Source organism: Lentibacillus halophilus, from assembly GCF_039522485.1.
In the GTDB taxonomy this organism is placed as follows: Bacteria; Bacillota; Bacilli; order Bacillales; family Amphibacillaceae; genus Lentibacillus; species Lentibacillus halophilus.
This window is the reverse complement of record NZ_BAAADM010000002.1, coordinates 94,706-117,407: the sequence shown is the minus strand read 5'-3', so window position 1 is coordinate 117,407 and position 22,702 is coordinate 94,706. Positions and strand designations below refer to the sequence as shown.

Sequence of the window (22,702 nt, the reverse complement as noted above, 5' to 3'; positions counted from 1 at the left end):
TTGTCAGTGGATACAAAAAAATAGCAAAGCGCGGCTGACGCTTTGCTTAACAAGGGGGAATACGAGAAAGTCTTACAATATAAGGATTCCCATATTACAAAATTTTAAACGTAAAAACCATTATTATGTGGATTCACTGCGTTTAATCGGGTTTCAAGGTGTTCCCGTTCATCGTCTAACTCTGGTTTTCCTAGCAGAGCCAACATGTTGCGTTTATAGGCTTCCACTCCTGGTTGATCGAATGGGTTAACGCCGAGCAGGTAACCACTCATGGCACACGCTTTTTCAAAAAAATAGACCAGGTATCCGAATGTATAGGCATCAAGTGCCGGCACGTCAATGACCAGATTCGGTACACCGCCGTCTGTATGGGCCAGCACCGTTCCTTGATAGGCTTTGTCATTGATGTCATGCAACGTTTTTCCCGCTAAGTAATTAAGTCCGTCGGCGTTTTCCGCGTCTTTTCCTAGTGTCATGGTTTTTTTCGGACGATTGACATGTAAAATGGTCTCGAACAGGTCACGCCGTCCGTCCTGAATATATTGTCCCATTGAATGCAGATCCGTTGTGAAGTGGGCGGGGGCAGGGAAAATGCCTGTTTGATTCTTTCCTTCGCTTTCGCCGAAAAGCTGTTTCCACCATTCACTGAACATGTGCAGATGCGGTTCATAGGTAATCAGTAATTCGGTTGTCTTGCCTTTGTTGTATAAAATGTTTCGTGCTGATGCATACTGATAAGCTGGATTGTTGTTGGGGTCCGGTTCGTTCAAGTCATGCATGGCGGATTGGGCACCGTTGATGATGTCATCAATGGCAATGCCGCTCACAGCGACCGGCAAAAGTCCGACAGCCGTCAATACCGAATATCGGCCACCGACATCATTAGGGATGACGAATGTGTCGTATCCTTCTGTTTCTGCAACGGTTTTGAGGGCGCCATTTTCAGCATTGGTTGTGACGTAAATCCGCTTCCGGGCTTCGTCTTTGCCATATTTATCCTCCAACAAACGCCGGAAAATACGAAATGCAATGGCTGGTTCCGGTGTCGTTCCGCTTTTGGAAATAACATTAATGGAAACGTCTTTGTTTTCAAGAACATCCTGCAAGTCCCGTATGTATGTTGAACTGATATGATTGCCTGCAAAAATTACGTGGGGGACGTTGCGTTTGTCTTCAGGAAGCATATGTTGAAACGAATGATTCAACATATCCATCGCTGCACGTGCACCCAAATACGATCCCCCGATTCCAATAACGAGCAGCACGTCGGAGGAATGTTGAATGGCTTCCGCGGCGATTTTTATCCGACTGAATTCGTCACTATTCATCATTTTTTCCGGCAAATCGATCCATCCCAAACAATCGTTGCCTGCTCCGGTTTTCTCATGCAGCTGGAGATGTGCTTTTTCTATATCATCATTCAACTGATCCAGGTCCGCCTGCTTAAGGTGAGATGCATTTTCTCCGGAAAAGCGGATATGTGTCATATAATTCCTCCTTGCTTATCACTTTAATGGATAAGGCTTCATTCATTCAAGAATTTGCACAGATTATAATGATGCATTCGCATATTGTGTTGCAAATCGTGGACAATAGAAAAGGGAAAGGAGGTAATATTCATGAGTGGATTTCATCGTTTTTGTTTAGCCTTAGTTATCATTGGCGCCATCAATTGGGGATTGATTGGGTTGTTCCAATTTGACCTGGTTGCTGCCATCTTTGGTGGCGGTGAACAGAGTGGCGTGATTGCCCGGGTCATCTATACCCTGGTTGGAATCGGCGGTTTGTTTTCATTAACATTATTGTTTAGAACGGATGAAGCATTCGGCGTTGATCGACGTGCACAAACCGATGATGCTTAAAGAGTTAAAACGCAAGAGGCCAATTCAAATATGCCAATGGTGTCAGTGATGCGCATATTTGAACGAGCCTCTTGTTTTTTTATTTTTGCGTTTCCGATTGTTTAATCCATTCTTCCAGCTTGTCTTTTAATGAGTTAAAACCGGTATGGTCGTTTGACGAACGGCTTTCGGTTTTGTTTTGATCGTTTGCATCATTATTCGGAGGATCCTGTACAGCCCGCATGGACAGGCTGAATTTATTATTTTCCGAATCAATGCTTAAAATTTTGACTTTAACGTCATCGCCGATCGTCAGATGATCGTTAACATTTTTGACAAAGCCATGGGTTATCTCGGAAATGTGGACGAGGCCTTGGGTGTCGTCGTCCAAAGCTATAAATGCGCCATATGGCTGTATGCCGGTAACTTTTCCATCTAAAATTTGCCCTGATTCGAATGTATCTGCCATGTTGAACAACTCCCATATCATATTCGATTCTTTTTAATACAGTAAAATATTGTAGCATATATCGTAGAACCGGGCAAAACATATGATGTATCAGCTATTGTATATGTTGGAGACACATACAATGACGGCCTTAGACGGTCGTGCGAAAGGTGGACAAGCGGCTATTACCATTCGGCTAGAATAATGACCGTGTCATTGTTGTTAAGCGTCATATCATCGTTTGGGTTTATATACCATTCGCCGTCACGGATAAACCCGATAAGCAATTCGCCATTTTCCAGAAAAAACAAAATGGCTTCTTTAAATGTGCTTTCATCCAATGGGTCAGGAAGCGGGATATGATTGAACTGCTGTTTATTCAACAGAGTCAATACGGTTTCAAACGGCTTGGTTTGATCTTTATGAAAAAGTTCATGATAAAATAATGTGCTCATAAAATCATTGGAACTGATGACGGTATCCGCTCCGGCCCGGATAGCATTTTCAACTTGGCTGATGGTCAGAATTTCAGTGTTTATTGGGACATCTTGATTATTTCCCCGAACGGCGATGGCGGCCAGAACCGTATTGATATCGGCTTTTCGTTCGTCGATGGTAACATCAGCAGAAATGAGAACCGCTTTGGCTGTATCAATATTCGCCTGATGCAACACGGCGTCTTCGCTTGGGTCGCCATGGATAAAATGAACCGGATAGTGACGGTAAGGCAATTGATTCAATGACCGGTCGATCAGAACGACTTCCTGATTGGTATCTTTATCATCGATCATATCAGCCAACTGTCTCGTCCGTTCATTCCAACCGATAAGAACAATATGCTGTTTTCCATTAAACGATACTTTCCCTTCTGATAGCTCATTTTCGTGATTGATGGTGGATGCAGCAAGGGTTGTTATGTAAAAGGTGAGCATTCCGCCGCCTGTAAGCAAAAGAAGAATACCGATCAATCGCCCTGCAACCGTGAGCGGGACGTAATCGCCATAACCAACCGTCGCCCCTGTGATAAATGCCCACCAGACACCATCAAATATGGACGGAAATTGGTCTGGCTCCACAAGGTGAATCGTCAGTCCGAACAAAAACATCAGCACAAAGATGGACAGAAGCAATCTTACGGGTGCCGGCATCCGGTAATAAATATGTTTGAATACTTCCAGATTCACGTTGCTCACCTGCCCTCTGGTGCGGTAGGCGCATGGGTCCGGACGGCTCATGTCGCCTGATTGTTGTTAACATCACACATATATAGTATGGGCAGAAGAGTGAGACTTTCATACACTTGCTATGAAAATGACACGCACCATCGATACCGATCATTACCTCATTTTTTTCAGGCATGTTACCAACAAATCTGCTATGATGGAAGAAATGGACAAAGGAGGCTTTTTTCATGGCGTTGGAAAACAAACCATTTCTTATGGATTTATTGAACACGCCGTCACCTTCAAGCGACGAGGTGGCTATACAGAAAAAATGGATTGAATATGTCCGGCCATTTGCCGATGAAATCAAAACGGACAATGCTGGTAATGCGTTCGGTGTCCTTAACCCGGAGGTAGAATTCAGCGTATTGTTGGCCGGTCATTGTGATGAAATAGCGCTGGTTATCAATCGGATTGACGAGGATGGGTTTCTTCATTTTGATAAAATGGGTGGCATTAACCCGAAAGCGGCTGTTGGCATGAAAGTAACGGTATCGGGCCAACATGGGGAATTAACAGGTGTCATCGGTGTCAACGCCCAGCATCATGGTGGCCTGAAAGACGATTTTGGCTTGGAGGACTTGTTTATTGATTGTGGGTGTAAAACCAAAGAAGAGGCCGAGCGACTGGTGCAGATTGGGGATTTGGCTGTTTATAAAACAGAGCCGGAGTCGTTGATGGACCGCTACATATCCGGACGGGGGCTCGACAATCGGACAGGTGCATTTATCGTGGCCGAGGTGCTGCGCCGTCTTTCTGAAAACGGGTGCCGTGTCGGTGTTTATGCAGCCAGTACTGTGAATGAAGAGACCAATATGGGTGGTGCTTATTTCGCTGCCGCCGGTATGCAGCCGACGATGGCCATTGCATGTGATGTCACCTTTGCGACCGATTATCCCGGTGTAAACAAACATAAATATGGCGATGTGAGACTTGATGGCGGTCCTGTTCTCGCCAAAGGGGCTCCCATCAACCGGAACATGAACAAATGGCTGGAGCAGACGGCCAGGGACTTAAACATGACTATCCAATATGAATTAACATCGAGCATGACAGGAACAGATGCCGATCGTATGCGGCTAACCGGTCCCGGTGTCCCCATATCGCTCGTTTCCTTGCCGCTTCGGTATATGCACTCACCGGTGGAAACATCCAGCTTAAAGGATATGGAAGAGGAAATAGAGCTGCTTGTCACCATGATAGCCAATATGACCGGTGATGAACAATTGAATCCGCTCGAAGACTGATATCGTTGCTGGCAAAAATTTTATCCCACGAAATGGAAAACAAAAAAATGACATGGAAGGCTTGCATTTTGGTGATGAATGCGTTACCATAATCATTAACAAAATATCGATTCCATCTTCGGGGCAGGGTGCAATTCCCGACCGACGGTAAGAAACAGGAGACTGTTTTAAGTCCGTGACCCGTCTGCAGTAATGCAGCGGTGGACCTGGTGTGAGTCCGGGACCGACAGTGAAAGTCTGGAGGGGAGAAGATGACGAGCCAAAACAGGTTTAAGACTATGCCATGATTTTTTTCCTGTAATCCGACACCCTAAAGCCCCGTGTAGGTTTTAGGGTTTTTGTGTGGGTTTAGCACATCTCTGTTTGTGCAGAAACGCCAACGGCAGGAGAAGGCTCACCTTCATCAATGTAAGATTGGAATCGGTGGATGAAGGAGGAGACGATGATGCAGCCAACTGCACGATCATCACATTTAACAAAGCTTGTTATCCTGGCGTTGCTGGGGACGATTTCACTCATTTTATTTTTTCTGAACTTTCCACTTCCATTTTTGCCGCCTTATTTGAAAATTGACTTCAGTGAAGTGCCGGCGCTAATGGCGGCGCTCATATTTTCACCAATGGCAGGAGTTATCGTGGAAGGGATTAAAAACGTTTTATACTTGGTGGTATCCGGAGCCGCTGATCCGATAGGGGTGTTGTCCAACTTTGTGGCTGGGGTAATCTTCATTGTGCCGGCAGCTGTCCTTTATCACCGATCAAAGGGTGTCAAAAGCGTTGTTTCCGGACTTGTGACCGGTACGATTATTATGGCTGTTGCCATGAGTGTTTTGAACTATTATGTGTTTCTGCCGGCCTATGCCTGGTTCATCGGTGCTCCTGAAATGGCTGCAACGACGGCGAAATGGGTTGCCGTCACCGGAGGAATTTTACCGTTTAATATGTTGAAAGGTCTTATCGTAGGCATTCTGTTTATACCCGTCTTTATGAAAATGAAAACATGGATTGAAAAGAAGCGAATGGATTTGGCATCTTAAAAAGGGGCTGGGACAACGAAAATAAATCACTTCTAAATACGAACGATATATTTAAGACGTAGTCGCCGCTCCGGAAAAACACTACGCTTTCCGCGGGCGCTGCTGAGCCTCCTCGTGCTTATCGACTGCGGGGTCTCACCTAGGCTTTTGATCCCGCAGGAGTCTCCGTGTTTTTCCTACGCTAAACAAAAAATCCGAACTGATTCAGACTATTTGTGAATCAGTTCGGATTTTTCTTTGGCTAAACATCTTTTGTGCCAGTTTCTTTTCGTCTTTGTCGAATGCCAATAGCGGCAATGGTGCAGATAATGTTGGTTTGTGTTTGTGAAACAGCCTCCCGCATTTCTGCCTCTGATTATCATGTCATTTGGGGACAATGCCGATCGTGCAGCGGGATACACATACAAGCTGGTCGTTTTCGTCTGTTATGCGGATTTCCCATACCATCGTCCGGTTTCCTTTGTGCAATGGCTTGGCCCGGGCGGTAACCGTACCGTCACGCTTGGATTTAACATGATTGGCATTTATTTCAATGCCGAACACACGGTATTGGTCCGGGTCGCTGTTGTTGTAAGCACCGATGCTGGCAGCAGATTCCGCCAAGGCAACGTTCGCTCCGCCGTGCAGAAACCCTGCCGGCTGGTGCGTGCGATGGTCCACCGGCATGGTCATGACAACCAGGTCTTTATCAAGCGACTGCACGCGCATACCGAGTGCTTCGATCAATGTATTGGAAACATCCATTTTCGCGCGCCTCCGTTTCGTTAAACATAGTTGCTGATCAAAAGGGAAAGGCCAATCAGAAATCCGTATATGGTGTTTGTTTTGCCGGTAGCCGCCATAGCCGGCATCATTTCCAGTGAACTTTTTTTACCCTTAAATTTACGGATGACATCCACCGCCTTAATCCCGCTTAACAAGGCAAGAAGAGACCATATTGGCAGGATTCCAGCAATGACATAGGCAGCGGTCAGACTGAAGGCGGTGATAAACAGAATCGTCAGCAATCGCACGGCATTTTTCCGGCCGAGCAGAATAGCAACGGTTTTACGCCCGTTTTCCTTGTCTCCGTCAAGATCACGGATATTGTTGGAAAGCATGATCGAACCGATGAAAATGGCGACCGGGATGGACAACCAAATAACAGAACTTGTCAATACCGATGTCTGAATGTAAAAACTGATCCCGATGATGACCGTTCCCATAAAGAAACCGGAAAACAGTTCGCCAAACGGTGTGTAGGCAATTGGGTAAGGGCCACCGGTGTACAAATAGCCGAACAGCATGCATACGATGCCGATAACAGCAACCCACCAGCTTGATGCCACACAAATATAGACGCCAAGAAGCATGGCTATGGCAAAAAAGGTAAGGGCGAGACGAAGCACTGTTTTTGGTGAGATACCGTCCCGGACAATCGTCCCGCCGATACCGACCGATGACTCATTGTCCAACCCCAGAACAAAATCATAATATTCATTGAACATATTGGTGGCGGCCTGAATAAGAATGGATGCCAACAGCATTGCTAAAAATAATAATACATTGATGTGACTGTGTGTCAAAGCAAACATAGTCCCGACAAACACCGGTACGATGGATGCTGTCAATGTATGTGGCCGCAATAGACGCCACCATATTTGCAGACTCTCGTTTTTATTAAGCTCGTCTTTAATGGGTGAATGGTTGGTGGAATTCATGGTACCTCTCTCCTTTGCACCAGTGACATATGACATCTTTATATCACTATAAGTTTAGGCAATTGATGACGGTGTGTCAATGCGTATGTTGTTAGAAACGACTGGTGTGGATTCGTTGTACATCCGGTTCAACATGACTATCATTGAGAAAGGTGTTACGGGGCCGTAAATAGCATTCCTTGAGGTACGACTAAAAAAAGAATAAAATAGGTATAAAGAGTTGAAATGGTGGAAGGTATGGAGGAAAATAAATAATGATTGACGTTCAAACAAAATCATTGGAAACTTTGCTCGGTGAAGCCGTAGCCCAAGCAAAAGCGGATAACGGCGCACAATTGTTAAGTGTGACCGAACAAATAAAAGACACGGATCCGGTCCATTTCTTTGCATCAGCTGGGAACCTGTCCACGGATCGCGTGTTCTGGACAAGCACATCCGAGTCGTTTTCCATGGCAGGCGTCGGGAATGCCTGGGAAATAGAGGCAGAAAAAAACCGGACGCAAACGGCTGAACGGTATTGGCAGTATTTGCAGAATCACGCTTTGGTCCATAACCCGTACCAGGAACCAGGCACCGGTCTGGTGGCCCTCGGCGGCATGTCATTCGATCCCGATGCCCGATCATCCGGGCGCTGGAACCGCTTCGGTCATGGGTCCCTTCAGGTTCCGAATGTGCTGTTGACGCAAAGGCATGCTCGTCATTATTTAACGTTCAATATTCAAGTCCGCGCGACAGACAATGTGGATGACTTGAAAAAGTGGGTGCAGGAAACAAAAGCCGTGGTAACATCTACTCGGCAACCACTTCCAGCCATTCCCGGAATCGACAGCCAAGAGGAAATAGAACCTGAGCAATGGAAAGATACCGTCCAACGGGCAGCAGACACGATCAAAGTCGGGCATGCAGAAAAAATTGTTCTAGCCCGTGAATTGCGTGTGACACTGAAGGACCGGGCACCTATCGCTTCCATTTTGAACAAGCTGTTAACAACCCAGCCGAACAGTTATGTGTTTGCCATTGAACGGGACGGCGATTGCTTTGTCGGTGCGTCACCGGAGCGGCTCGTCAAGCAGGATGATGAGCAATTGTTTTCGGTTTGTCTTGCCGGCACAGCGCCGCGTGGACAAACAGACGAGGATGATCGTGCTATTGCACAGGCGTTGCTGCATGATGATAAAAACCGCAGCGAGCATGATTTTGTCGTCAAAATGATCCGGCAAGCGATGGATACCTGCTGCGATGTTGTACACGTCCCTGACAAACCGGTTATCCATCCGTTTCAAAACTTGCAGCACTTATACACACCGGTCACAGCTAAGTTGAATCAAACGTACAGCATTTTCGATATCATTGATCAATTGCACCCCACACCGGCTCTCGGCGGCGTTCCGCGGGAAGCGTCGCTGGCATTCATCCGTGAGCATGAACAGCTTGATCGCGGCTGGTACGGGGCTCCTGTCGGCTGGGTGGACAATCATCGCAACGGAGAATTTGCTGTCGGCATCCGTTCAGGGCTGATTCGCGACGACAGCGTATCGTTATTTGCCGGCTGCGGTGTGGTCCGGGATTCGGATCCGGAAGCGGAATATGACGAGACAAGGATCAAACTCCAGCCCATCCTGTCCGTACTGGAGGGCTCATCATGAACCATACGGAACAATTAACACGATATACGGCCAATTTTATCGATCAATTGGTGGAGTCGGGTCTGACGGATGCCGTAATTTCACCCGGATCCCGTTCTACCCCGATGGCCATGCTGATGACTGAACATCCGGACTTAAAGCAATGGGTCGTTATTGATGAGCGCTCCGCCGCATTTTTTGCTTTAGGCATGGCGAAACAGACGAAGCGCCCGGTTGCTGTGGTGTGTACGTCGGGAACAGCGGCCGCCAACTATTTTCCAGCGGTTATTGAAGCGTATTACAGTCGTGTGCCGCTAATTGTTCTGACCGCTGACCGGCCGCACGAACTGCGTGACGTTGGGGCGCCACAAGCCATCGATCAGATCCAGTTGTACGGCGATTATCCAAAATGGTTTCATGACATGGCGCTGCCGGAAGCCTCGGATGATATGCTCGCTTATGTTCGGAATAAAGCCTTTCGTGCGGTCCGGACCGCAGCGGAAGGAAACGACGGTCCGGTGCATTTGAACGTTCCTTTTCGCGAACCGTTAGTCCCGGATTTTTCATTGAACGATCTGTGGGGAAGACGGTCGGGTGCTCCTGCCCGCGGGCGAACGGAAGGCAAACGGACGCTTGATAATAAGCAATTGGAACAGATCCACCAACGACTGACGTCATGTAAAAAAGGACTCATCGTGTGCGGACCGCAGACAGATCCGGATCTCGCTGATGCCATCACTGGCCTGGCCCGTGCGTGGGACACACCTATACTCGCTGATCCGTTATCCCAGCTGCGTGCAGGAAGTCACTTCAAAGACCATATCATCGAAAGCTATGATGCGTTTTTGCGAAGCGAGACGATCCGGAAGCAATTAGAACCGGACTATATCATCCGATTCGGGGCCATGCCCGTTTCCAAAGCGTATCGTTTCTTTGTAGAGGAACACGACGACATCCCGCAGTTCGTCGTGGAAAACGTCGGGGGCTACCGGGAACCTGCCGGAACACAAACCGAATTCATCGATGCGGATGCGATCATCGTGTGCAACAATCTGGCCAAATTTAATGCTGGTGTTGGTACGGATGAGGCATGGTTGGAAACATGGCAACAGATGAATCGTCTATCAAAAGACCAGCTGCTGAGCGAGCCTGAAACGGGTGAGCTTACCGAGGGTGGAGCTGTCCGGCAACTGATGCGTGTCATTCCGGACGAGAGCAGTCTTTATGTTGGAAACAGTATGGCTGTTCGGGATTTGGATACGTTTTTCATGACCGCATCAATGTCCCTGGAGGTTCTGGCCAATCGCGGCGCCAATGGAATCGATGGCATGGTCTCCAGTGGTATGGGGGCCGCCGCCTCAGGTGCGCCTGTCACCCTTATGCTCGGTGATTTATCTTTTTTTCATGATATGAATGGGTTGCTGGCAGCCAAACAGTACAAACTGAATATCACGATTCTCGTCATCAACAACAATGGTGGCGGTATCTTTTCGTTTTTGCCGCAAGTCAATCACCAGAGTCATTTTGAAACACTGTTTGGCACACCGATGGATATCGATTTCGGGCAAGCCATTGCTATGTATGGTGGTACGTATCAACAGCCGACGACGTTATTTGAATTGGAAAATGCTCTGCACAGTAGTTACCAACAAGATGGTCTGTCCGTCATTGAGGTGAAAACGGACCGGGCGGATAATAGCCGGTGGCACCGGGATAAGTGGCAAGCCATTGAAAACGAACTGCTTCGGGACGGGAGATGAGCCTATGTATGTTCGTGTCAACGATGCTGCTTACTGGTGTCACATACGAGGAAACGGGGAACCGGTTTTGCTGCTGCACGGCTTTACCGGCACGTCCCGGACGTGGGATGCTGTCATCACCGATTGGCTTCCGGATTACCAAACGATCGCGGTGGACTTGCCCGGACACGGAAAAACTACGGCACACCCAACGAGTATGGAAGCCTGCTGTCACGACTTGGCGAACATTCTGGATCATCTGCAATGGACCACGGTGCATGTGATCGGCTACTCCATGGGGGGACGTACCGCGCTGTCATTCGCCATGCTGCATCCCGAACGGGTTCGATCACTTACATTGGAGAGCGCCTCCCCGGGCCTGGACGATGCAAATGAACGACACAATCGCCGGTGCCGCGATGACGCGTTGGCATCGTGGATCACAACCAGAGGCATACGCGCTTTTGCCGATTACTGGGCGTCGCTGCCGATGTTTGACACACAGAAATCCTTGCCACAGACAGTGCAACAATCCATACGTGAGGAACGGCTTGAGCAATCGGCAACAGGTCTTGCTCAGTCGCTTGTGACGATGGGAACCGGGATGCAGCCGTCGTGGTGGCATCGTCTCACATCGCTTCATGTGCCTGTGCAGTTACTGGCCGGGGAGAACGATGCAAAATTCTGCACGATTCTTCGTGCCATGGATGATGATATGTCACAAAGCCATTTTTTTGTCGTAAGCCATGCCGGTCATGCCATTCACGTGGAACAGACGGACAAGTTTGGTAAAATAGTAAGGGCGTTTCTTCAATCGATGAACGTTACGGACCAATAAACGAAGGAGGCACAAACATGACCATTCAATGGGAAGATGCGAAACAATACAAGGAAATTATTTATGAAAAATATGACGGCATGGCCAAAGTTACCATGAACCGTCCGGAAAAACGGAATGCATTCACGCCGCTAACCGTTAACGAAATGATTGATGCTTTTGCGGATGCTCGTGATGATTCGTCCATCGGCGTCATTATTCTAGCAGGGGCAGGGGAGAAGGCGTTTTGTTCCGGCGGTGACCAGTCTGTACGCGGGCATGGCGGTTATGTTGATGATGATCAGGTGCCGCGCTTGAATGTGCTGGATTTGCAGCGGCTGATCCGTATGATTCCCAAACCGGTTGTAGCCATGGTAAGCGGGTATGCCATTGGCGGCGGCCATGTACTGCACGTTGTATGCGATTTGACGATTGCCGCTGAAAATGCTGTTTTCGGCCAGACTGGTCCGAAAGTGGGCAGTTTCGATGCTGGATATGGTGCCGGAATGCTCGCGCGGATGGTCGGCCAAAAACGGGCAAGAGAGATCTGGTATCTTTGCCGGCAGTATAATGCAGATGAAGCCTATGATATGGGACTGGTCAACACGGTTGTCCCATTGGAAAAACTGGAAGATGAAACCGTGCAATGGTGTCAGGAAATGCTGGAGAAATCACCGACGGCTCTTCGCTTTTTGAAAGCGTCGTTTAACGCTGATACGGACGGGATGGCCGGTCTGCAGCAAATGGGCGGTGACGCCACGTTGCTTTATTACACAACCGATGAAGCCAAAGAAGGCCGCGATGCCTTTAAAGAAAAACGCAAACCGGACTTCAAACAATTTCCGCGTTTTCCGTAATAAATGTTAGCACTGGAGGACCTTTGCTTATGCTGCTTTCTGGGCAAAGGTCTTCTTTTTCATGGATAGGAAGGGAGACATTCCAATGGCTGAAACCATACCGCACTGGTTGACGAAACAGGCGGACGTTGTCCCGAATAAATTAGCGCTTGAGCTGTCGGATGGCACGGTGTACACATTTCGCGAACTGAAAGAAAAAAGTCAATCATTTGCCCGCAAATTGAAACAGCTCGGTGTGGACAAGGGGTCCCATATCGGGATCTTGTCGGCCAATCATGCCGATATGGTCATAGCTATTCATGCGGTGAGTTATATCGGGGCTGTCGCTGTTCTGTTAAATACGCGTTTAACTAAGCAAGAACGGACCTTTCAAATAAACGACGCCGATGTTTCCGTCGTTATTGGACAAAGCGGTTTTCGCCATGCTGATGACGATCTCCATACGTTTGCCGATGTGTGGAATCTCCCGGAGCCACCCGCCACCTTGCAAACGGAATTGAACCTCGATGATGCGTTTACCATTATGTATACGTCAGGAACAACCGGCTTTCCGAAAGGTGTCGTTCACACGTACGGCAACCATTGGTGGAGTGCTATCGGATCGGTGTTGAATCTTGGATTGAACGATTCGGACAAATGGCTGGCCGTTTTGCCTCTGTTTCATGTCAGCGGTTTGTCGATTCTTTTGCGCAGTGTTATTTACGGCATGTCGGTGTATTTGCTGGAATCCTATGAGAGACAGACTGTACATACGGCAATTATGGAGCGACATGTGACGATTGCGTCCGTCGTCACCGTCATGCTGAAGGATTTGGTCGAATATCTGGGAGAGCCCCGTTACCCAGAGACTTTCCGATGCATGCTGCTTGGCGGCGGTCCTGCGCCTAAATCGTTGCTTGAACAGGCGAAATCGCTTCGTATACCTGTTTTTCAATCATACGGACTGACCGAAACGGCGTCACAGATTGTAACGTTACGTCCGGCTGATGCATTGGAAAAGCTAGGGTCATCAGGCAAACCACTCGTTCCCGCCCAATTAACGATTGCTGAGAAGGATGACGGGGTCGGTGACATATTTGTAAAAGGCCCCATGGTGACGGGTGGCTATTACCATAATGCTGAAGCCACCGAAAGCGCATTCCGTGATGGATGGTTTGCCACAGGGGATCTTGGTTATACGGATGCGGACGGGTTTTTATACGTTTCCGACCGGCGAAAGGATTTAATTATATCCGGCGGTGAAAATATTTACCCGACCGAAATTGAAAATGTTTTGTCTGCCATGGAGGCGATTGATGAAGCTGGTGTCGTCGGTAAAGATGATGATACATGGGGGCAGATTCCCGTTGCGTTTGTCGTCGTCAACGATCCGTCCGTAACGGCGGAGATCATTTTGGAGTTCGTTTCCCGCTACTTGGCACGATACAAACAGCCGAGAGACATTCGTTTTATCGATAAGCTGCCGCGAAATGCGTCCAATAAATTGATGCGTCACCAATTGTTAACGTAAAACGCCACTCCGGGTTTGTATGCATGTATCTCCCGTTCAGCGGCAAAATAGGAACAGGAGGTGCTGTATGGATAGGAAGAAATATTATGTGAATGCCGGCAGTAAAGAGATTTCGCAAGTTCGATTTGATAACAACGACGTATTTACGATTTTTGCAACCGACGATGAAGTAAATACATTGCGCCATAAAATGAATAACATGGACGCATCAGATACTCGGACGTTTTTCAGGGCTCATGTACCCATCAAACCGTACCACGACGATGAGTCCAATGATGATTACGATCATGAAATAACGGAAGCGTACCGAATGATTCATGCGCTGGGGGATGACGAAACGAAACAGCATATTACCACAATGGGCATATTATCCGACCGTGATTTGTAACGGATAACAGAGCTGAGACAAGAGATGTTTAGTCAAATAAAAATCCGAACCATGATTCGCAAAAAATCTGAATCAGTTCGGATTTTATTTTTATATAACGGGTTTTTACCTAAAATAGCGGAGGAAAAATACGCAGACTCCTGGGGGAGCAAAGGCCTTAGATGAGACCCCGGAGTGCGGTAGCACGAGGAGGCTCATCAGCCGCCCCCGGAAAGCGAAGTATTTTTCCGCAGCGATGGTAAATATATCCCAACATTTTTTAAAGTATCTGGACAATCGTTCGTATCTAGTGTTTAACGTTTTAGTTATGTCCCAGTCCCTTTTTTGTTTAACGGATAGGGAAAACAGGAATTGAGTACGGGCACCGGGAGGACGACAGAACATAAGTGATTATGGTGGTGGCAGCATCGTCACGGTTTCGTGATGACAAGGACTATGATATGATACAGTCGAACCGAGCGAGACGAATAAAATCATGCTTACCGACTTATCACGATCATTGGATGGTAACCGCCATCTGGTATTCATAATAATGTCAATGAAATGGAAAGCAGTTGAAATCATGCATACATTTAAAGACTTCTATCGCAATAAAGTAACATTATCGTTTGACGATCACCCTTTCGCCCGACATCCAAAACATGTATGGGTGATTTGCCTATATGGCGATCAATGGTTGTTGACACGACATAAAGACCGGGGATTGGAATTTCCCGGTGGAAAAGTGGAGGATAAGGAACGCCCGGAAGATGCCGCTGTTCGCGAAGTGTGGGAAGAAACAGGGGGAGTGACGGAATCCATCGTCTATATTGGCCAATACATCGTTGCAGGCAAAGGGGGAACCATTGTAAAGAATGTTTACATGGCGATTGTTCAAGACCTGATTCCTCAAAAGACATATTACGAGACTCACGGCCCTATTCTTCTTGAGACTATACCGAAAAATGTGAAGCACCGGGCGTCGTACAGCTTTATTATGAAAGATGACGTTTTGCCCAGGTGTTTGCATTATGTGAACACACATATACGGAATTGACACTATCCATCATCCTTGCTTTTTATCATTAAAAAACCGGTCACCGTGATCGGGACCGGTTTGCCGCAAAAATGCGGCTATTATTTTTAGCACATATCCAGTTATTCGTTGCCTGTGTAAATCGGGCCTGCTTGGCGTATCGCTTCACTGGCATGTTGGAACTTGCTGAAGTTGTCGTGAAATTTCATCGCCAGTGCTTTCGCTTCCTGTTTGTAGGCTTCTTGGTCACTCCACGTATTCATCGGGACGAGTATATCATCAGGCACGCCTGCTATATGGGTTGGTATATTCAAACCGAAAATAGAATCTTGAACCGTTTCAACCGTGTTCAGTTCGCCTTCCAATGCGGCACGCACCATCGCCCGTGTGTAGGCAAGGCTGATACGTTCGCCTGTTCCGTACGAGCCGCCAGTCCAACCGGTGTTGACGAGAAATACATTGGCGTCATGCTGATCGACTTTTTCACCGAGCATTTCGGCATAAGTGGACGGCGCCAGTGGCAAAAATGGCGAGCCAAAGCAGGACGAGAATGTTGCCTGTGGTTGGGTGACGCCACGTTCAGTGCCCGCGAGTTTGCTTGTATAGCCGCTCAAAAAGTGATACATGGCCTGCTCTTTGGACAGTCTGCTGATCGGCGGCAATGTTCCGGATGCGTCCGCTGTCAAAAAGATAATGGTATTTGGATGACCCGCGACACTTGGTTTAACGATGTTTTCCATGTTTTCCAATGGGTAGGCTGCCCGTGTGTTTTCGGTCAGGGACGTGTCATCGTAATCCGGATGCCGTGATGCATCATCAAGAATGACATTTTCCAGAACCGAACCGAATCGGATAGCGTTGTAAATTTGTGGTTCTTTTTTCTCGGAAAGATTAATGCACTTGGCATAGCATCCGCCCTCGATGTTAAAGACGCCATTCGGACTCCAGCCATGTTCATCGTCGCCGACCAGACGCCGGTTCGGGTCCGCAGACAGCGTTGTTTTGCCAGTTCCGGATAGACCGAAAAACAGAGCTACATCCCCTTCATGGCCAATGTTGGCCGAGCAGTGCATGGGCAATACATCAGACTTTGGAAGTAGATAGTTCATAACCGAAAAAATGGATTTTTTAATTTCTCCGGCATATTCGGTTCCGCCGATCAACACAATTCGTTTTTTGAAGGAAATGAAAACGAAAACTTCGGAATTCGTTCCATCGGTTTCCGGATCCGCTTTGAATGTCGGTGCCGATATCACGGTGAATTGCGACTGATGTTCGGCCAATTCCTTCTCTGTCGGTGTGATGAACAGCTGGCGGGCGAACAGATTATGCCATGCATATTCCGTAATGACTTGAAGCGGGAGCCGAAAATTTTCATCTGCTCCTGCAAAGCCGCGGAAATGAAACAGCTCATTTTTGTTGCGCAAGTAGGTCGTTACTTTTTCCAACAGATGATCAAAGGTGGCTTCATCGATGGATTGGTTCACTTTTCCCCAATCCACATCGTCACTGGTTTCGTCATGGACAATATACTTATCATCCGGGGAGCGTCCGGTGTACTTGCCTGTATGAGCGCTGACAGCTCCTGTTGCACTTAAAGTACCTTCCTCACGGGATAAAATCACTTCAACCAATTGTGAAACAACTAAATTTGTCTTTATGTGCGGGTGTGTCAATAAATCGCTCGTAATCATTGTGTCTTCTTTCGTTTTCATTTGTGATACCTGCCTTTTAACATGATATTGAAAACCAATCACCAACGTAATCTGATTATTAGTATAACACATTTCACTTAATAGTCCATACTAATTTTACAATATTTATATGAAAATTTTTTGTCAGTGTTCATGTTGAAAGCAAGCAGGATTGGTTGACATCGCATAGGGAATTCGGTACGATAAACGTCGAGCGGATACTCTCTTATTTGGAGCGGTGGAGGGACAGCCCCGATGAAACCCGGCAACCGTCACAATAGGTGAAAAGGTGCTAATCTGGTACAAGGTTGAATCCTTGAATGATAAGAGTGAAAGGCTTCATTCCTTTCCTCATGATGCAGGAAAGGTTTTTTTGTTTAAGTCAATCAAAAACCGTATCATAAACGTGAACCATATAGAGTTGCGCACCACGTTGTAAGGGAGGACAAGCCCGCATGGGTATGAAACGTCGATTATTCACATCGGAATCGGTGACAGAAGGCCATCCGGATAAAATGAGTGATCAAATATCCGATGCCATACTGGATGAAATACTTGCCAAAGACCCCAATGCCCGGGTCGCCTGTGAAACCATGGTTACGACAGGAATGGTACTGGTTACCGGCGAAATTACGACAACAACGTATGCCGATATTCCCACCATTGTACGTCAGACCATTAAAGATATAGGTTACACACGTGCCAAATTCGGCCTTGATGCTGATACATGCGCCGTGCTCACAGCCATTGATGAGCAGTCACCCGATATTGCCGGTGGTATTGATAACGCCCTGGAAGCTCGCGAAGGAAACATGAGTGATGAGGAAATCGACGCCATTGGTGCCGGCGACCAAGGGCTCATGTTTGGTTATGCCTGTGATGAAACAGAAGAATTAATGCCGTTATCCATTTCACTGGCGCACAAACTCGCCAAACAGCTGACCAATGCCCGCGAAGAACATAGTTTGGACTACTTGCGTCCCGATGGAAAAACGCAGGTGACCGTTGAATATGCAGACGATGGCAAACCGGAACGGATCGATACCATCGTCATTTCCGCCCAGCATCACGAGGACATATCAGTCGAACGGATTGAATCGGATTTGATTGACCAAGTTATTCGCCCGATTGTCCCGGCTCATTTACTGGATGAGAAGACGTATTACATCATCAACCCAACCGGTCGTTTCGTTATCGGTGGTCCGCAAGGCGATGCCGGCCTCACTGGACGAAAAATTATCGTCGATACGTATGGTGGTTACGCACGTCATGGCGGCGGTGCTTTCAGTGGCAAAGATTCGACGAAAGTGGATCGCTCGGCCGCATACGCAGCAAGATATGTTGCCAAAAATATTGTCGCTGCTGGTCTGGCACAATCGTGCGAGGTGCAACTGGCGTATGCAATCGGTGTTGCCGAGCCCGTATCGATTTCGGTGGATACATTCGGTACCGGTATGGTGGATGAGGGCCCCCTTGTAGATGCCATTCGCAGCGTATTTGATCTTCGTCCGGCAGGCATCACCCGCATGCTTGATTTGCGCAAGCCCATGTTCAAAAACACAGCCGCATACGGTCATTTCGGACGAACGGACATGTTATTCCCGTGGGAAAAAGCCGACAAAGTCGACGAATTGCAAGCGCTCGTCAAAGTAAAAAAATAGCGTGGTTTCAAAGGCAATCAACCACGCTTGAAGACGAAGCAGCTGGGATAATGCATAGAGTGAGAGAAAAATCCGAATGATGATTTAGAACGTTTCTTTTAAACTTTGAATCAGTCCGGATTTTTCTTTTTATCATATCATCGGTTTTTGCCTCCAAACAGCAAAGGAAAAATACGTAGTCCAGTAAAGAGCCAAAACGGGCTCATCTCTTATTTTTCAGAGTGATTTCAGAAATCACGAAAAAGATAACGTATTGTTAAATAAAATCGTATGGTATGCTACGTTGTTTATGGCGATTCCTGCTCCACTAGTTCCATAATCTCATTATTGTCATTCATAAAGGCGACAAGGGGCTTATAGCTTTTTAATTCATCACTTGAAACGAGCGCGTAGGAAATGATAATAATGATATCGTCTTTTTGTACGAGCCGTGCTGCGGCCCCGTTGAGACAAATGACGCCCGACCCTCGTTCACCGGAAATGATATAGGTTTCCAAACGGGCACCATTATGGTTATTGACGATTTGCACTTTTTCGTGTGGGAGCATGTCAAGTTGATCCAGGATGTCCTGGTCAATTGTTACACTTCCGACATAGTTTAGATCCGCCTCTGTGACGCGTGCTTGGTGTATTTTACTTTTCATCATCGTACGAAACATCTCGCCTGCCTCCTAGTCGTATCGGGTGATGATGTCTCCCTTTTCATCGAGAAGGATATTGTCAATTAATCTGGCCTTGTCAAAGTAAACGGCAGCAGCAAGAATGATCCGCTTATGCATGGATGACACAGGTTGTAGCGACGGATAACCGAGCAATTCAACATAATCAATGGTTCCCGACAGATGCTGCTGCAAGGTTTCGGTCACGTCACGAACAACCTGATCCGGATCGCGTTCGCCGCCTCGGATGAGTCGCTGCCCATAGTGCAATCCTTTGTAAAGCCAGGGTGCCTCACGCCGTTCCTGTTCGGTCAAATTAACATTGCGGCTGCTTTTGGCCAGTCCGTCTGCTTCCCGAACGGTTGGCAGCCCGACCAACTCAATAGGAAAATTTAAATCATTGATTAATGCATCGACCACAGCCAATTGTTGGGCATCTTTTAAACCGAAATACACTTTATGCGGATGGATGATGTGAAATAGTTTCGTTAAAACGGTCAGTACGCCTTCAAAATGGCCGGGACGTGAACGCCCGCATAAAACGTCGGTTCGCTCATGAATTCCCAGTTGAATGAGCGTCGGTTTGGGATACATCTCAGCAGCGGTTGGAATGAACAGCACATCAACGCCTGCTTCTTCCGCAAGACATGCATCCGTTTGTTCATCTGTCGGATAACGCTCATAGTCTTCATTGGGCCCAAACTGTAATGGATTAATGAAAATACTGGCGACGACGATATCGTCTTCTTGACGCGCTTCACGCATCAGATTTAAATGTCCTTCGTGCAAAAACCCCATCGTGGGAACAAAGCCGATCTGCTTTTTTTGATCGTTATAATCGGTCATTAATTGTCGCATGTCTTGAATCGAGCGAATCACCTGCATATCTTTTCCCTCCCGTTTATTTGCCGTTATCAGGCAATGAATCGTTGTGTTTCATTAAGAAGGAATGAGCATCATCCGGAAAGTTTTTCTGTTTCACCTCTGATATGTATGATTGTAACGCCTCAGTGCCCGTGTCATTAAAATCTGCAAACGATTTAACAAATTTAGGAAGACGGTCAACACCATATTTCAATATATCGTGATAGACAAGCACTTGTCCATCGCAATCGGAACCAGCACCAATTCCGATGGTTGGGATACTGATGGCATTGGTCACCATTTCTGCCAACTCTTTTGGAACACACTCCAATACAAGCGCAGCAGCGCCACAGTCCGCCATTGTTTTAGCGTCATTAAGCAGTTTTTCCCCTGCGTCTTTATTTTTTCCCTGAACTTTAAATCCACCGAGCACATTAACCGTCTGAGGTGTTAACCCCAAATGGGCGATCACCGGAATTCCGGCTTCGGCCAGGCGCTGAATGAAAAGCGGCGTTTCCGCGGAATTGCCTTCGATTTTCAAACATTGTGCGTTCGTTTCCTGAAATAACCGTTTCGCATTGCGAAGGGAATCCTCCAGTGAAATATGGTACGACATAAACGGCATATCAACCGCAGTGAACGTATTTGGAGCTCCGCGTTTGACGGCTTTTGCGTGGTGAATCATATCGTCCATCGTGACTTCGACGGTTGACTCGTAACCGAGGACAACCATACCCACTGAGTCACCAACGAGGATCATATCCATTTCGGCTTGTTCCGCCTGTTTGGCAGAAGGGTAGTCATAAGCCGTCACCATGGATAGTTTTTCGTTGTTTTCTTTCATCGTTTTTAAATCCAGTACACTTAGCATGGTAAAACCCCTTCCTTTTTCGTACAATTCAGAAACCGTTCTATTATATTAGTGCTCATTATACAAAAAAGAGACAAAAATGTATATAGGAAGGAAATGACGTAATTGAAAATTGGATATCCATATCTTCTTATAAGTTGCAAAATTGTGTTATTATAAATGGAAAGTGCGATTAAAAAACATGGGGGGGTGCGTGCACCATTTATTGACAGCACTTAAAAATTAAGAAAGCGGGAATGATTATTAAATCTGCAATGATTGCAACAAAAGTCGTTTTGTTAAGTGTGACACTTATGTTCGTGTTGTCTGCATGCAACGGGGAACAGCAGGGAAGTAAGGACAATCAGGAAAATCAGAGTGAAAACGAACAAAAAACCATATCAATCGGATTGGATCCGTACGATTATGCGACGGTTCCAGCCTATCTTTCTAAAGTCATTTTGGAACAGGAAGGGTACGATGTTGAGATTGAGGAAGGCCAGGTTGGTATACTGTATGAAGCTTTGTCCAATGAGGGGATTGATGCCTTTATTGATATTTGGTCCCCCAATCTGCATAGTTCCTACTTAAAAGAATATAAAGGTGAATTCGAAATCGCAGGTACACTTTATTCAGAAATGCCACTTGGTGTAGCTGTTCCAAGCTATATGGACGATATCAACTCGATTTCTGATGTGAAAAAACATAAGGAAACATTTAATGGGGAAGTGTATGCCATTGACCCGGGGAGCGGGATGGCAAAAACCACTAAGAAAATGGTCGAAACCTATGATATGCAGGATTTTGAAATTAAAAACAGCAGTACCGCCGCGATGCTTGCCCAAGTTGAAAGTGTGATGGATGACAAAGGTGGCGTTGTTTTTAATGCCTGGCGTCCTCACCCGATGTTCACCAGATTGGATATCAAATTTTTAGAGGATCCTAAAAACGCTTGGAAATTGGATGATGTTCAAATTGGCGTTACAGACGATTTACAAGATCAGTCACCGACAGCCTATACATTGTTTTCCAATATGAAATTGACATTGGATATGGTGGAGAAATGGCAAGTAGGCATTAATTCAGAAGACAAAGATCCTGAAGAATTAGCTGAAAACTGGGTGAACGATCATCAGGATAAGGTTAATAAATGGTTGGAAAAATAGTTTAAACAAGGAAATAGATTTCCTGTCAAATAAGAGTCTGGGACAAAGGACATTTAGTCAAAGAAAAATCCGAACTATCATTTCTAAACAATCTGAATCAGTTCGGATTTTCGTTTATTAAAGAGTTTTGCCTCAATTAGCGGAGGAAAAATACGCAGACTCCTGGGGGAGCAAAGGCCCTAGATGAGACCCCGGAGTGCGACGAGCACGAGGAGGCTCATCAGCCGCCCCCGGAAAGCGAAGTATTTTTCCGCAGCGATGGCCACACCTTAAATATATCGTTCGTATTTAGAAGCGATTTGCCCAGTCTTGTCCCAGCCCCTTAATTACCAATACAAACGTTACTTACCTTTCACACTTAT

The 22,702-nt window shown here is 46.8% G+C and carries 21 protein-coding genes and 2 riboswitches; of the genes, 12 read left to right on the top strand and 9 right to left on the bottom strand.

The window, feature by feature from the left end:
• Nucleotides 1-104: 104 nt before the first annotated feature.
• A complete protein-coding gene (locus tag ABDZ72_RS00565) occupies nucleotides 105-1,487 on the bottom strand; it encodes a glucose-6-phosphate isomerase (RefSeq protein WP_343750470.1) in 1,383 nt (460 codons plus the stop codon).
• Between the two features lie 132 nt (nucleotides 1,488-1,619).
• Here ABDZ72_RS00565 and ABDZ72_RS00560 point away from each other — a divergent pair, with 132 nt between their 5' ends.
• Nucleotides 1,620-1,862 carry a DUF378 domain-containing protein gene (locus ABDZ72_RS00560; protein ID WP_343750469.1) on the top strand — a complete coding sequence of 81 codons (243 nt, stop codon included), beginning with the start codon at nucleotides 1,620-1,622 and terminating at the stop codon, nucleotides 1,860-1,862.
• Between the two features lie 79 nt (nucleotides 1,863-1,941).
• Here the strand turns inward: ABDZ72_RS00560 and yugI are convergent, their stop codons facing one another.
• On the bottom strand, nucleotides 1,942-2,310 hold the full coding sequence (yugI, locus tag ABDZ72_RS00555; RefSeq protein WP_343750467.1) for a S1 domain-containing post-transcriptional regulator GSP13: 369 nt from the start codon (nucleotides 2,308-2,310) through the stop codon (nucleotides 1,942-1,944).
• A 164-nt stretch (nucleotides 2,311-2,474) separates the two neighbouring features.
• Nucleotides 2,475-3,473, bottom strand: coding sequence for a potassium channel family protein (locus ABDZ72_RS00550; RefSeq protein WP_343750465.1), 999 nt, complete (start codon nucleotides 3,471-3,473; stop codon nucleotides 2,475-2,477).
• Between the two features lie 227 nt (nucleotides 3,474-3,700).
• Between ABDZ72_RS00550 and ABDZ72_RS00545 the strand changes: the two genes are divergently transcribed.
• Together ABDZ72_RS00545 and ABDZ72_RS00540 are read left to right on the top strand one after the other, a co-directional pair.
• The gene (locus ABDZ72_RS00545) at nucleotides 3,701-4,759 is read left to right on the top strand and encodes a M20/M25/M40 family metallo-hydrolase (RefSeq protein WP_343750463.1); all 1,059 of its coding nucleotides are present in this window, start codon (nucleotides 3,701-3,703) and stop codon (nucleotides 4,757-4,759) included.
• A 110-nt stretch (nucleotides 4,760-4,869) separates the two neighbouring features.
• Nucleotides 4,870-5,016: riboswitch (FMN riboswitch) on the top strand.
• A 185-nt stretch (nucleotides 5,017-5,201) separates the two neighbouring features.
• The gene (locus tag ABDZ72_RS00540) at nucleotides 5,202-5,795 is read left to right on the top strand and encodes an ECF transporter S component (protein ID WP_425542318.1); all 594 of its coding nucleotides are present in this window, start codon (nucleotides 5,202-5,204) and stop codon (nucleotides 5,793-5,795) included.
• A gap of 363 nt (nucleotides 5,796-6,158) precedes the next feature.
• Here the strand turns inward: ABDZ72_RS00540 and ABDZ72_RS00535 are convergent, their stop codons facing one another.
• Together ABDZ72_RS00535 and ABDZ72_RS00530 are read right to left on the bottom strand one after the other, a co-directional pair.
• Nucleotides 6,159-6,539 carry a hotdog fold thioesterase gene (locus tag ABDZ72_RS00535; protein WP_343750460.1) on the bottom strand — a complete coding sequence of 127 codons (381 nt, stop codon included), beginning with the start codon at nucleotides 6,537-6,539 and terminating at the stop codon, nucleotides 6,159-6,161.
• A 20-nt stretch (nucleotides 6,540-6,559) separates the two neighbouring features.
• A complete protein-coding gene (locus tag ABDZ72_RS00530) occupies nucleotides 6,560-7,495 on the bottom strand; it encodes a 1,4-dihydroxy-2-naphthoate polyprenyltransferase (RefSeq protein ID WP_343750458.1) in 936 nt (311 codons plus the stop codon).
• A 254-nt stretch (nucleotides 7,496-7,749) separates the two neighbouring features.
• On the opposite strand from ABDZ72_RS00530, the gene ABDZ72_RS00525 reads away from it, so the two are divergent.
• The 7 genes from ABDZ72_RS00525 (at nucleotide 7,750) to ytkD (ending at nucleotide 15,467) form a co-directional block, all read left to right on the top strand.
• Nucleotides 7,750-9,141, top strand: a complete 1,392-nt coding sequence (locus ABDZ72_RS00525) for an isochorismate synthase (protein WP_343750456.1) — start codon at nucleotides 7,750-7,752, stop codon at nucleotides 9,139-9,141.
• Complete coding sequence (menD, locus tag ABDZ72_RS00520; protein ID WP_343750454.1) at nucleotides 9,138-10,880, top strand: 2-succinyl-5-enolpyruvyl-6-hydroxy-3-cyclohexene-1-carboxylic-acid synthase; 1,743 nt, start codon at nucleotides 9,138-9,140, stop codon at nucleotides 10,878-10,880. Before ABDZ72_RS00525 ends, menD begins: the two co-directional genes overlap by 4 nt.
• Nucleotides 10,881-10,884: 4 nt before the next feature.
• The gene (gene menH / locus ABDZ72_RS00515; RefSeq protein ID WP_343750452.1) at nucleotides 10,885-11,697 is read left to right on the top strand and encodes a 2-succinyl-6-hydroxy-2,4-cyclohexadiene-1-carboxylate synthase; all 813 of its coding nucleotides are present in this window, start codon (nucleotides 10,885-10,887) and stop codon (nucleotides 11,695-11,697) included.
• A gap of 17 nt (nucleotides 11,698-11,714) precedes the next feature.
• Nucleotides 11,715-12,533 (top strand): 1,4-dihydroxy-2-naphthoyl-CoA synthase, encoded by an 819-nt coding sequence (menB, locus tag ABDZ72_RS00510; protein ID WP_343750450.1) that lies wholly within the window; start codon nucleotides 11,715-11,717, stop codon nucleotides 12,531-12,533.
• Nucleotides 12,534-12,618: 85 nt separating this feature from the next.
• Nucleotides 12,619-14,043 carry an o-succinylbenzoate--CoA ligase gene (locus ABDZ72_RS00505; RefSeq protein WP_343750448.1) on the top strand — a complete coding sequence of 475 codons (1,425 nt, stop codon included), beginning with the start codon at nucleotides 12,619-12,621 and terminating at the stop codon, nucleotides 14,041-14,043.
• Nucleotides 14,044-14,110: 67 nt separating this feature from the next.
• Nucleotides 14,111-14,431 (top strand): hydrolase, encoded by a 321-nt coding sequence (locus ABDZ72_RS00500; RefSeq protein ID WP_343750446.1) that lies wholly within the window; start codon nucleotides 14,111-14,113, stop codon nucleotides 14,429-14,431.
• A 562-nt stretch (nucleotides 14,432-14,993) separates the two neighbouring features.
• Entirely contained in the window at nucleotides 14,994-15,467 is a 474-nt protein-coding gene (gene ytkD, locus ABDZ72_RS00495; RefSeq protein ID WP_343750445.1) for an RNA deprotection pyrophosphohydrolase, read from the top strand.
• A 101-nt stretch (nucleotides 15,468-15,568) separates the two neighbouring features.
• On the opposite strand, the gene pckA is transcribed toward ytkD, so the two are convergent.
• Nucleotides 15,569-17,161 carry a phosphoenolpyruvate carboxykinase (ATP) gene (pckA, locus tag ABDZ72_RS00490; RefSeq protein WP_343750444.1) on the bottom strand — a complete coding sequence of 531 codons (1,593 nt, stop codon included), beginning with the start codon at nucleotides 17,159-17,161 and terminating at the stop codon, nucleotides 15,569-15,571.
• Nucleotides 17,162-17,363: 202 nt separating this feature from the next.
• A riboswitch (SAM riboswitch) is annotated at nucleotides 17,364-17,470 on the top strand.
• 125 nt (nucleotides 17,471-17,595) lie between these two features.
• On the opposite strand from pckA, the gene metK reads away from it, so the two are divergent.
• A complete protein-coding gene (metK, locus tag ABDZ72_RS00485) occupies nucleotides 17,596-18,801 on the top strand; it encodes a methionine adenosyltransferase (protein ID WP_343750443.1) in 1,206 nt (401 codons plus the stop codon).
• A gap of 287 nt (nucleotides 18,802-19,088) precedes the next feature.
• Here metK and panD read toward each other — a convergent pair whose 3' ends face one another.
• The 3 genes from panD to panB are packed head-to-tail and all read right to left on the bottom strand — an operon-like array spanning nucleotide 19,089 to nucleotide 21,195.
• Nucleotides 19,089-19,460 (bottom strand): aspartate 1-decarboxylase, encoded by a 372-nt coding sequence (panD, locus tag ABDZ72_RS00480; protein WP_343750442.1) that lies wholly within the window; start codon nucleotides 19,458-19,460, stop codon nucleotides 19,089-19,091.
• A 12-nt stretch (nucleotides 19,461-19,472) separates the two neighbouring features.
• Complete coding sequence (gene panC / locus ABDZ72_RS00475) at nucleotides 19,473-20,345, bottom strand: pantoate--beta-alanine ligase (RefSeq protein ID WP_343750441.1); 873 nt, start codon at nucleotides 20,343-20,345, stop codon at nucleotides 19,473-19,475.
• A gap of 16 nt (nucleotides 20,346-20,361) precedes the next feature.
• Nucleotides 20,362-21,195 carry a 3-methyl-2-oxobutanoate hydroxymethyltransferase gene (gene panB, locus ABDZ72_RS00470; protein ID WP_343750440.1) on the bottom strand — a complete coding sequence of 278 codons (834 nt, stop codon included), beginning with the start codon at nucleotides 21,193-21,195 and terminating at the stop codon, nucleotides 20,362-20,364.
• A gap of 236 nt (nucleotides 21,196-21,431) precedes the next feature.
• Between panB and ABDZ72_RS00465 the strand changes: the two genes are divergently transcribed.
• On the top strand, nucleotides 21,432-22,340 hold the full coding sequence (locus ABDZ72_RS00465; RefSeq protein WP_343750439.1) for a glycine betaine ABC transporter substrate-binding protein: 909 nt from the start codon (nucleotides 21,432-21,434) through the stop codon (nucleotides 22,338-22,340).
• Nucleotides 22,341-22,702: the final 362 nt, after the last annotated feature.

Excerpts from the sequence above, each read along its gene's own strand:
- ABDZ72_RS00545 (WP_343750463.1), top strand. The coding sequence starts at position 3,701 with ATGGCGTTGGAAAACAAACCATTTCTTATGGATTTATTGAACACGCCG.
- panB (WP_343750440.1), bottom strand. The coding sequence starts at position 21,195 with ATGCTAAGTGTACTGGATTTAAAAACGATGAAAGAAAACAACGAAAAA.
- menH (WP_343750452.1), top strand. The coding sequence starts at position 10,885 with ATGTATGTTCGTGTCAACGATGCTGCTTACTGGTGTCACATACGAGGA.
- ABDZ72_RS00530 (WP_343750458.1), bottom strand. The coding sequence starts at position 7,495 with ATGAATTCCACCAACCATTCACCCATTAAAGACGAGCTTAATAAAAAC.
- pckA (WP_343750444.1), bottom strand. The coding sequence starts at position 17,161 with ATGAAAACGAAAGAAGACACAATGATTACGAGCGATTTATTGACACAC.
- ABDZ72_RS00535 (WP_343750460.1), bottom strand. The coding sequence starts at position 6,539 with ATGGATGTTTCCAATACATTGATCGAAGCACTCGGTATGCGCGTGCAG.
- metK (WP_343750443.1), top strand. The coding sequence starts at position 17,596 with ATGGGTATGAAACGTCGATTATTCACATCGGAATCGGTGACAGAAGGC.
- ABDZ72_RS00540 (WP_425542318.1), top strand. The coding sequence starts at position 5,202 with ATGATGCAGCCAACTGCACGATCATCACATTTAACAAAGCTTGTTATC.
- ABDZ72_RS00500 (WP_343750446.1), top strand. The coding sequence starts at position 14,111 with ATGGATAGGAAGAAATATTATGTGAATGCCGGCAGTAAAGAGATTTCG.
- ABDZ72_RS00525 (WP_343750456.1), top strand. The coding sequence starts at position 7,750 with ATGATTGACGTTCAAACAAAATCATTGGAAACTTTGCTCGGTGAAGCC.
- ABDZ72_RS00560 (WP_343750469.1), top strand. The coding sequence starts at position 1,620 with ATGAGTGGATTTCATCGTTTTTGTTTAGCCTTAGTTATCATTGGCGCC.
- ABDZ72_RS00465 (WP_343750439.1), top strand. The coding sequence starts at position 21,432 with ATGATTATTAAATCTGCAATGATTGCAACAAAAGTCGTTTTGTTAAGT.
- menD (WP_343750454.1), top strand. The coding sequence starts at position 9,138 with ATGAACCATACGGAACAATTAACACGATATACGGCCAATTTTATCGAT.
- panD (WP_343750442.1), bottom strand. The coding sequence starts at position 19,460 with ATGTTTCGTACGATGATGAAAAGTAAAATACACCAAGCACGCGTCACA.
- ABDZ72_RS00505 (WP_343750448.1), top strand. The coding sequence starts at position 12,619 with ATGGCTGAAACCATACCGCACTGGTTGACGAAACAGGCGGACGTTGTC.
- ytkD (WP_343750445.1), top strand. The coding sequence starts at position 14,994 with ATGCATACATTTAAAGACTTCTATCGCAATAAAGTAACATTATCGTTT.
- menB (WP_343750450.1), top strand. The coding sequence starts at position 11,715 with ATGACCATTCAATGGGAAGATGCGAAACAATACAAGGAAATTATTTAT.
- yugI (WP_343750467.1), bottom strand. The coding sequence starts at position 2,310 with ATGGCAGATACATTCGAATCAGGGCAAATTTTAGATGGAAAAGTTACC.
- panC (WP_343750441.1), bottom strand. The coding sequence starts at position 20,345 with ATGCAGGTGATTCGCTCGATTCAAGACATGCGACAATTAATGACCGAT.
- ABDZ72_RS00565 (WP_343750470.1), bottom strand. The coding sequence starts at position 1,487 with ATGACACATATCCGCTTTTCCGGAGAAAATGCATCTCACCTTAAGCAG.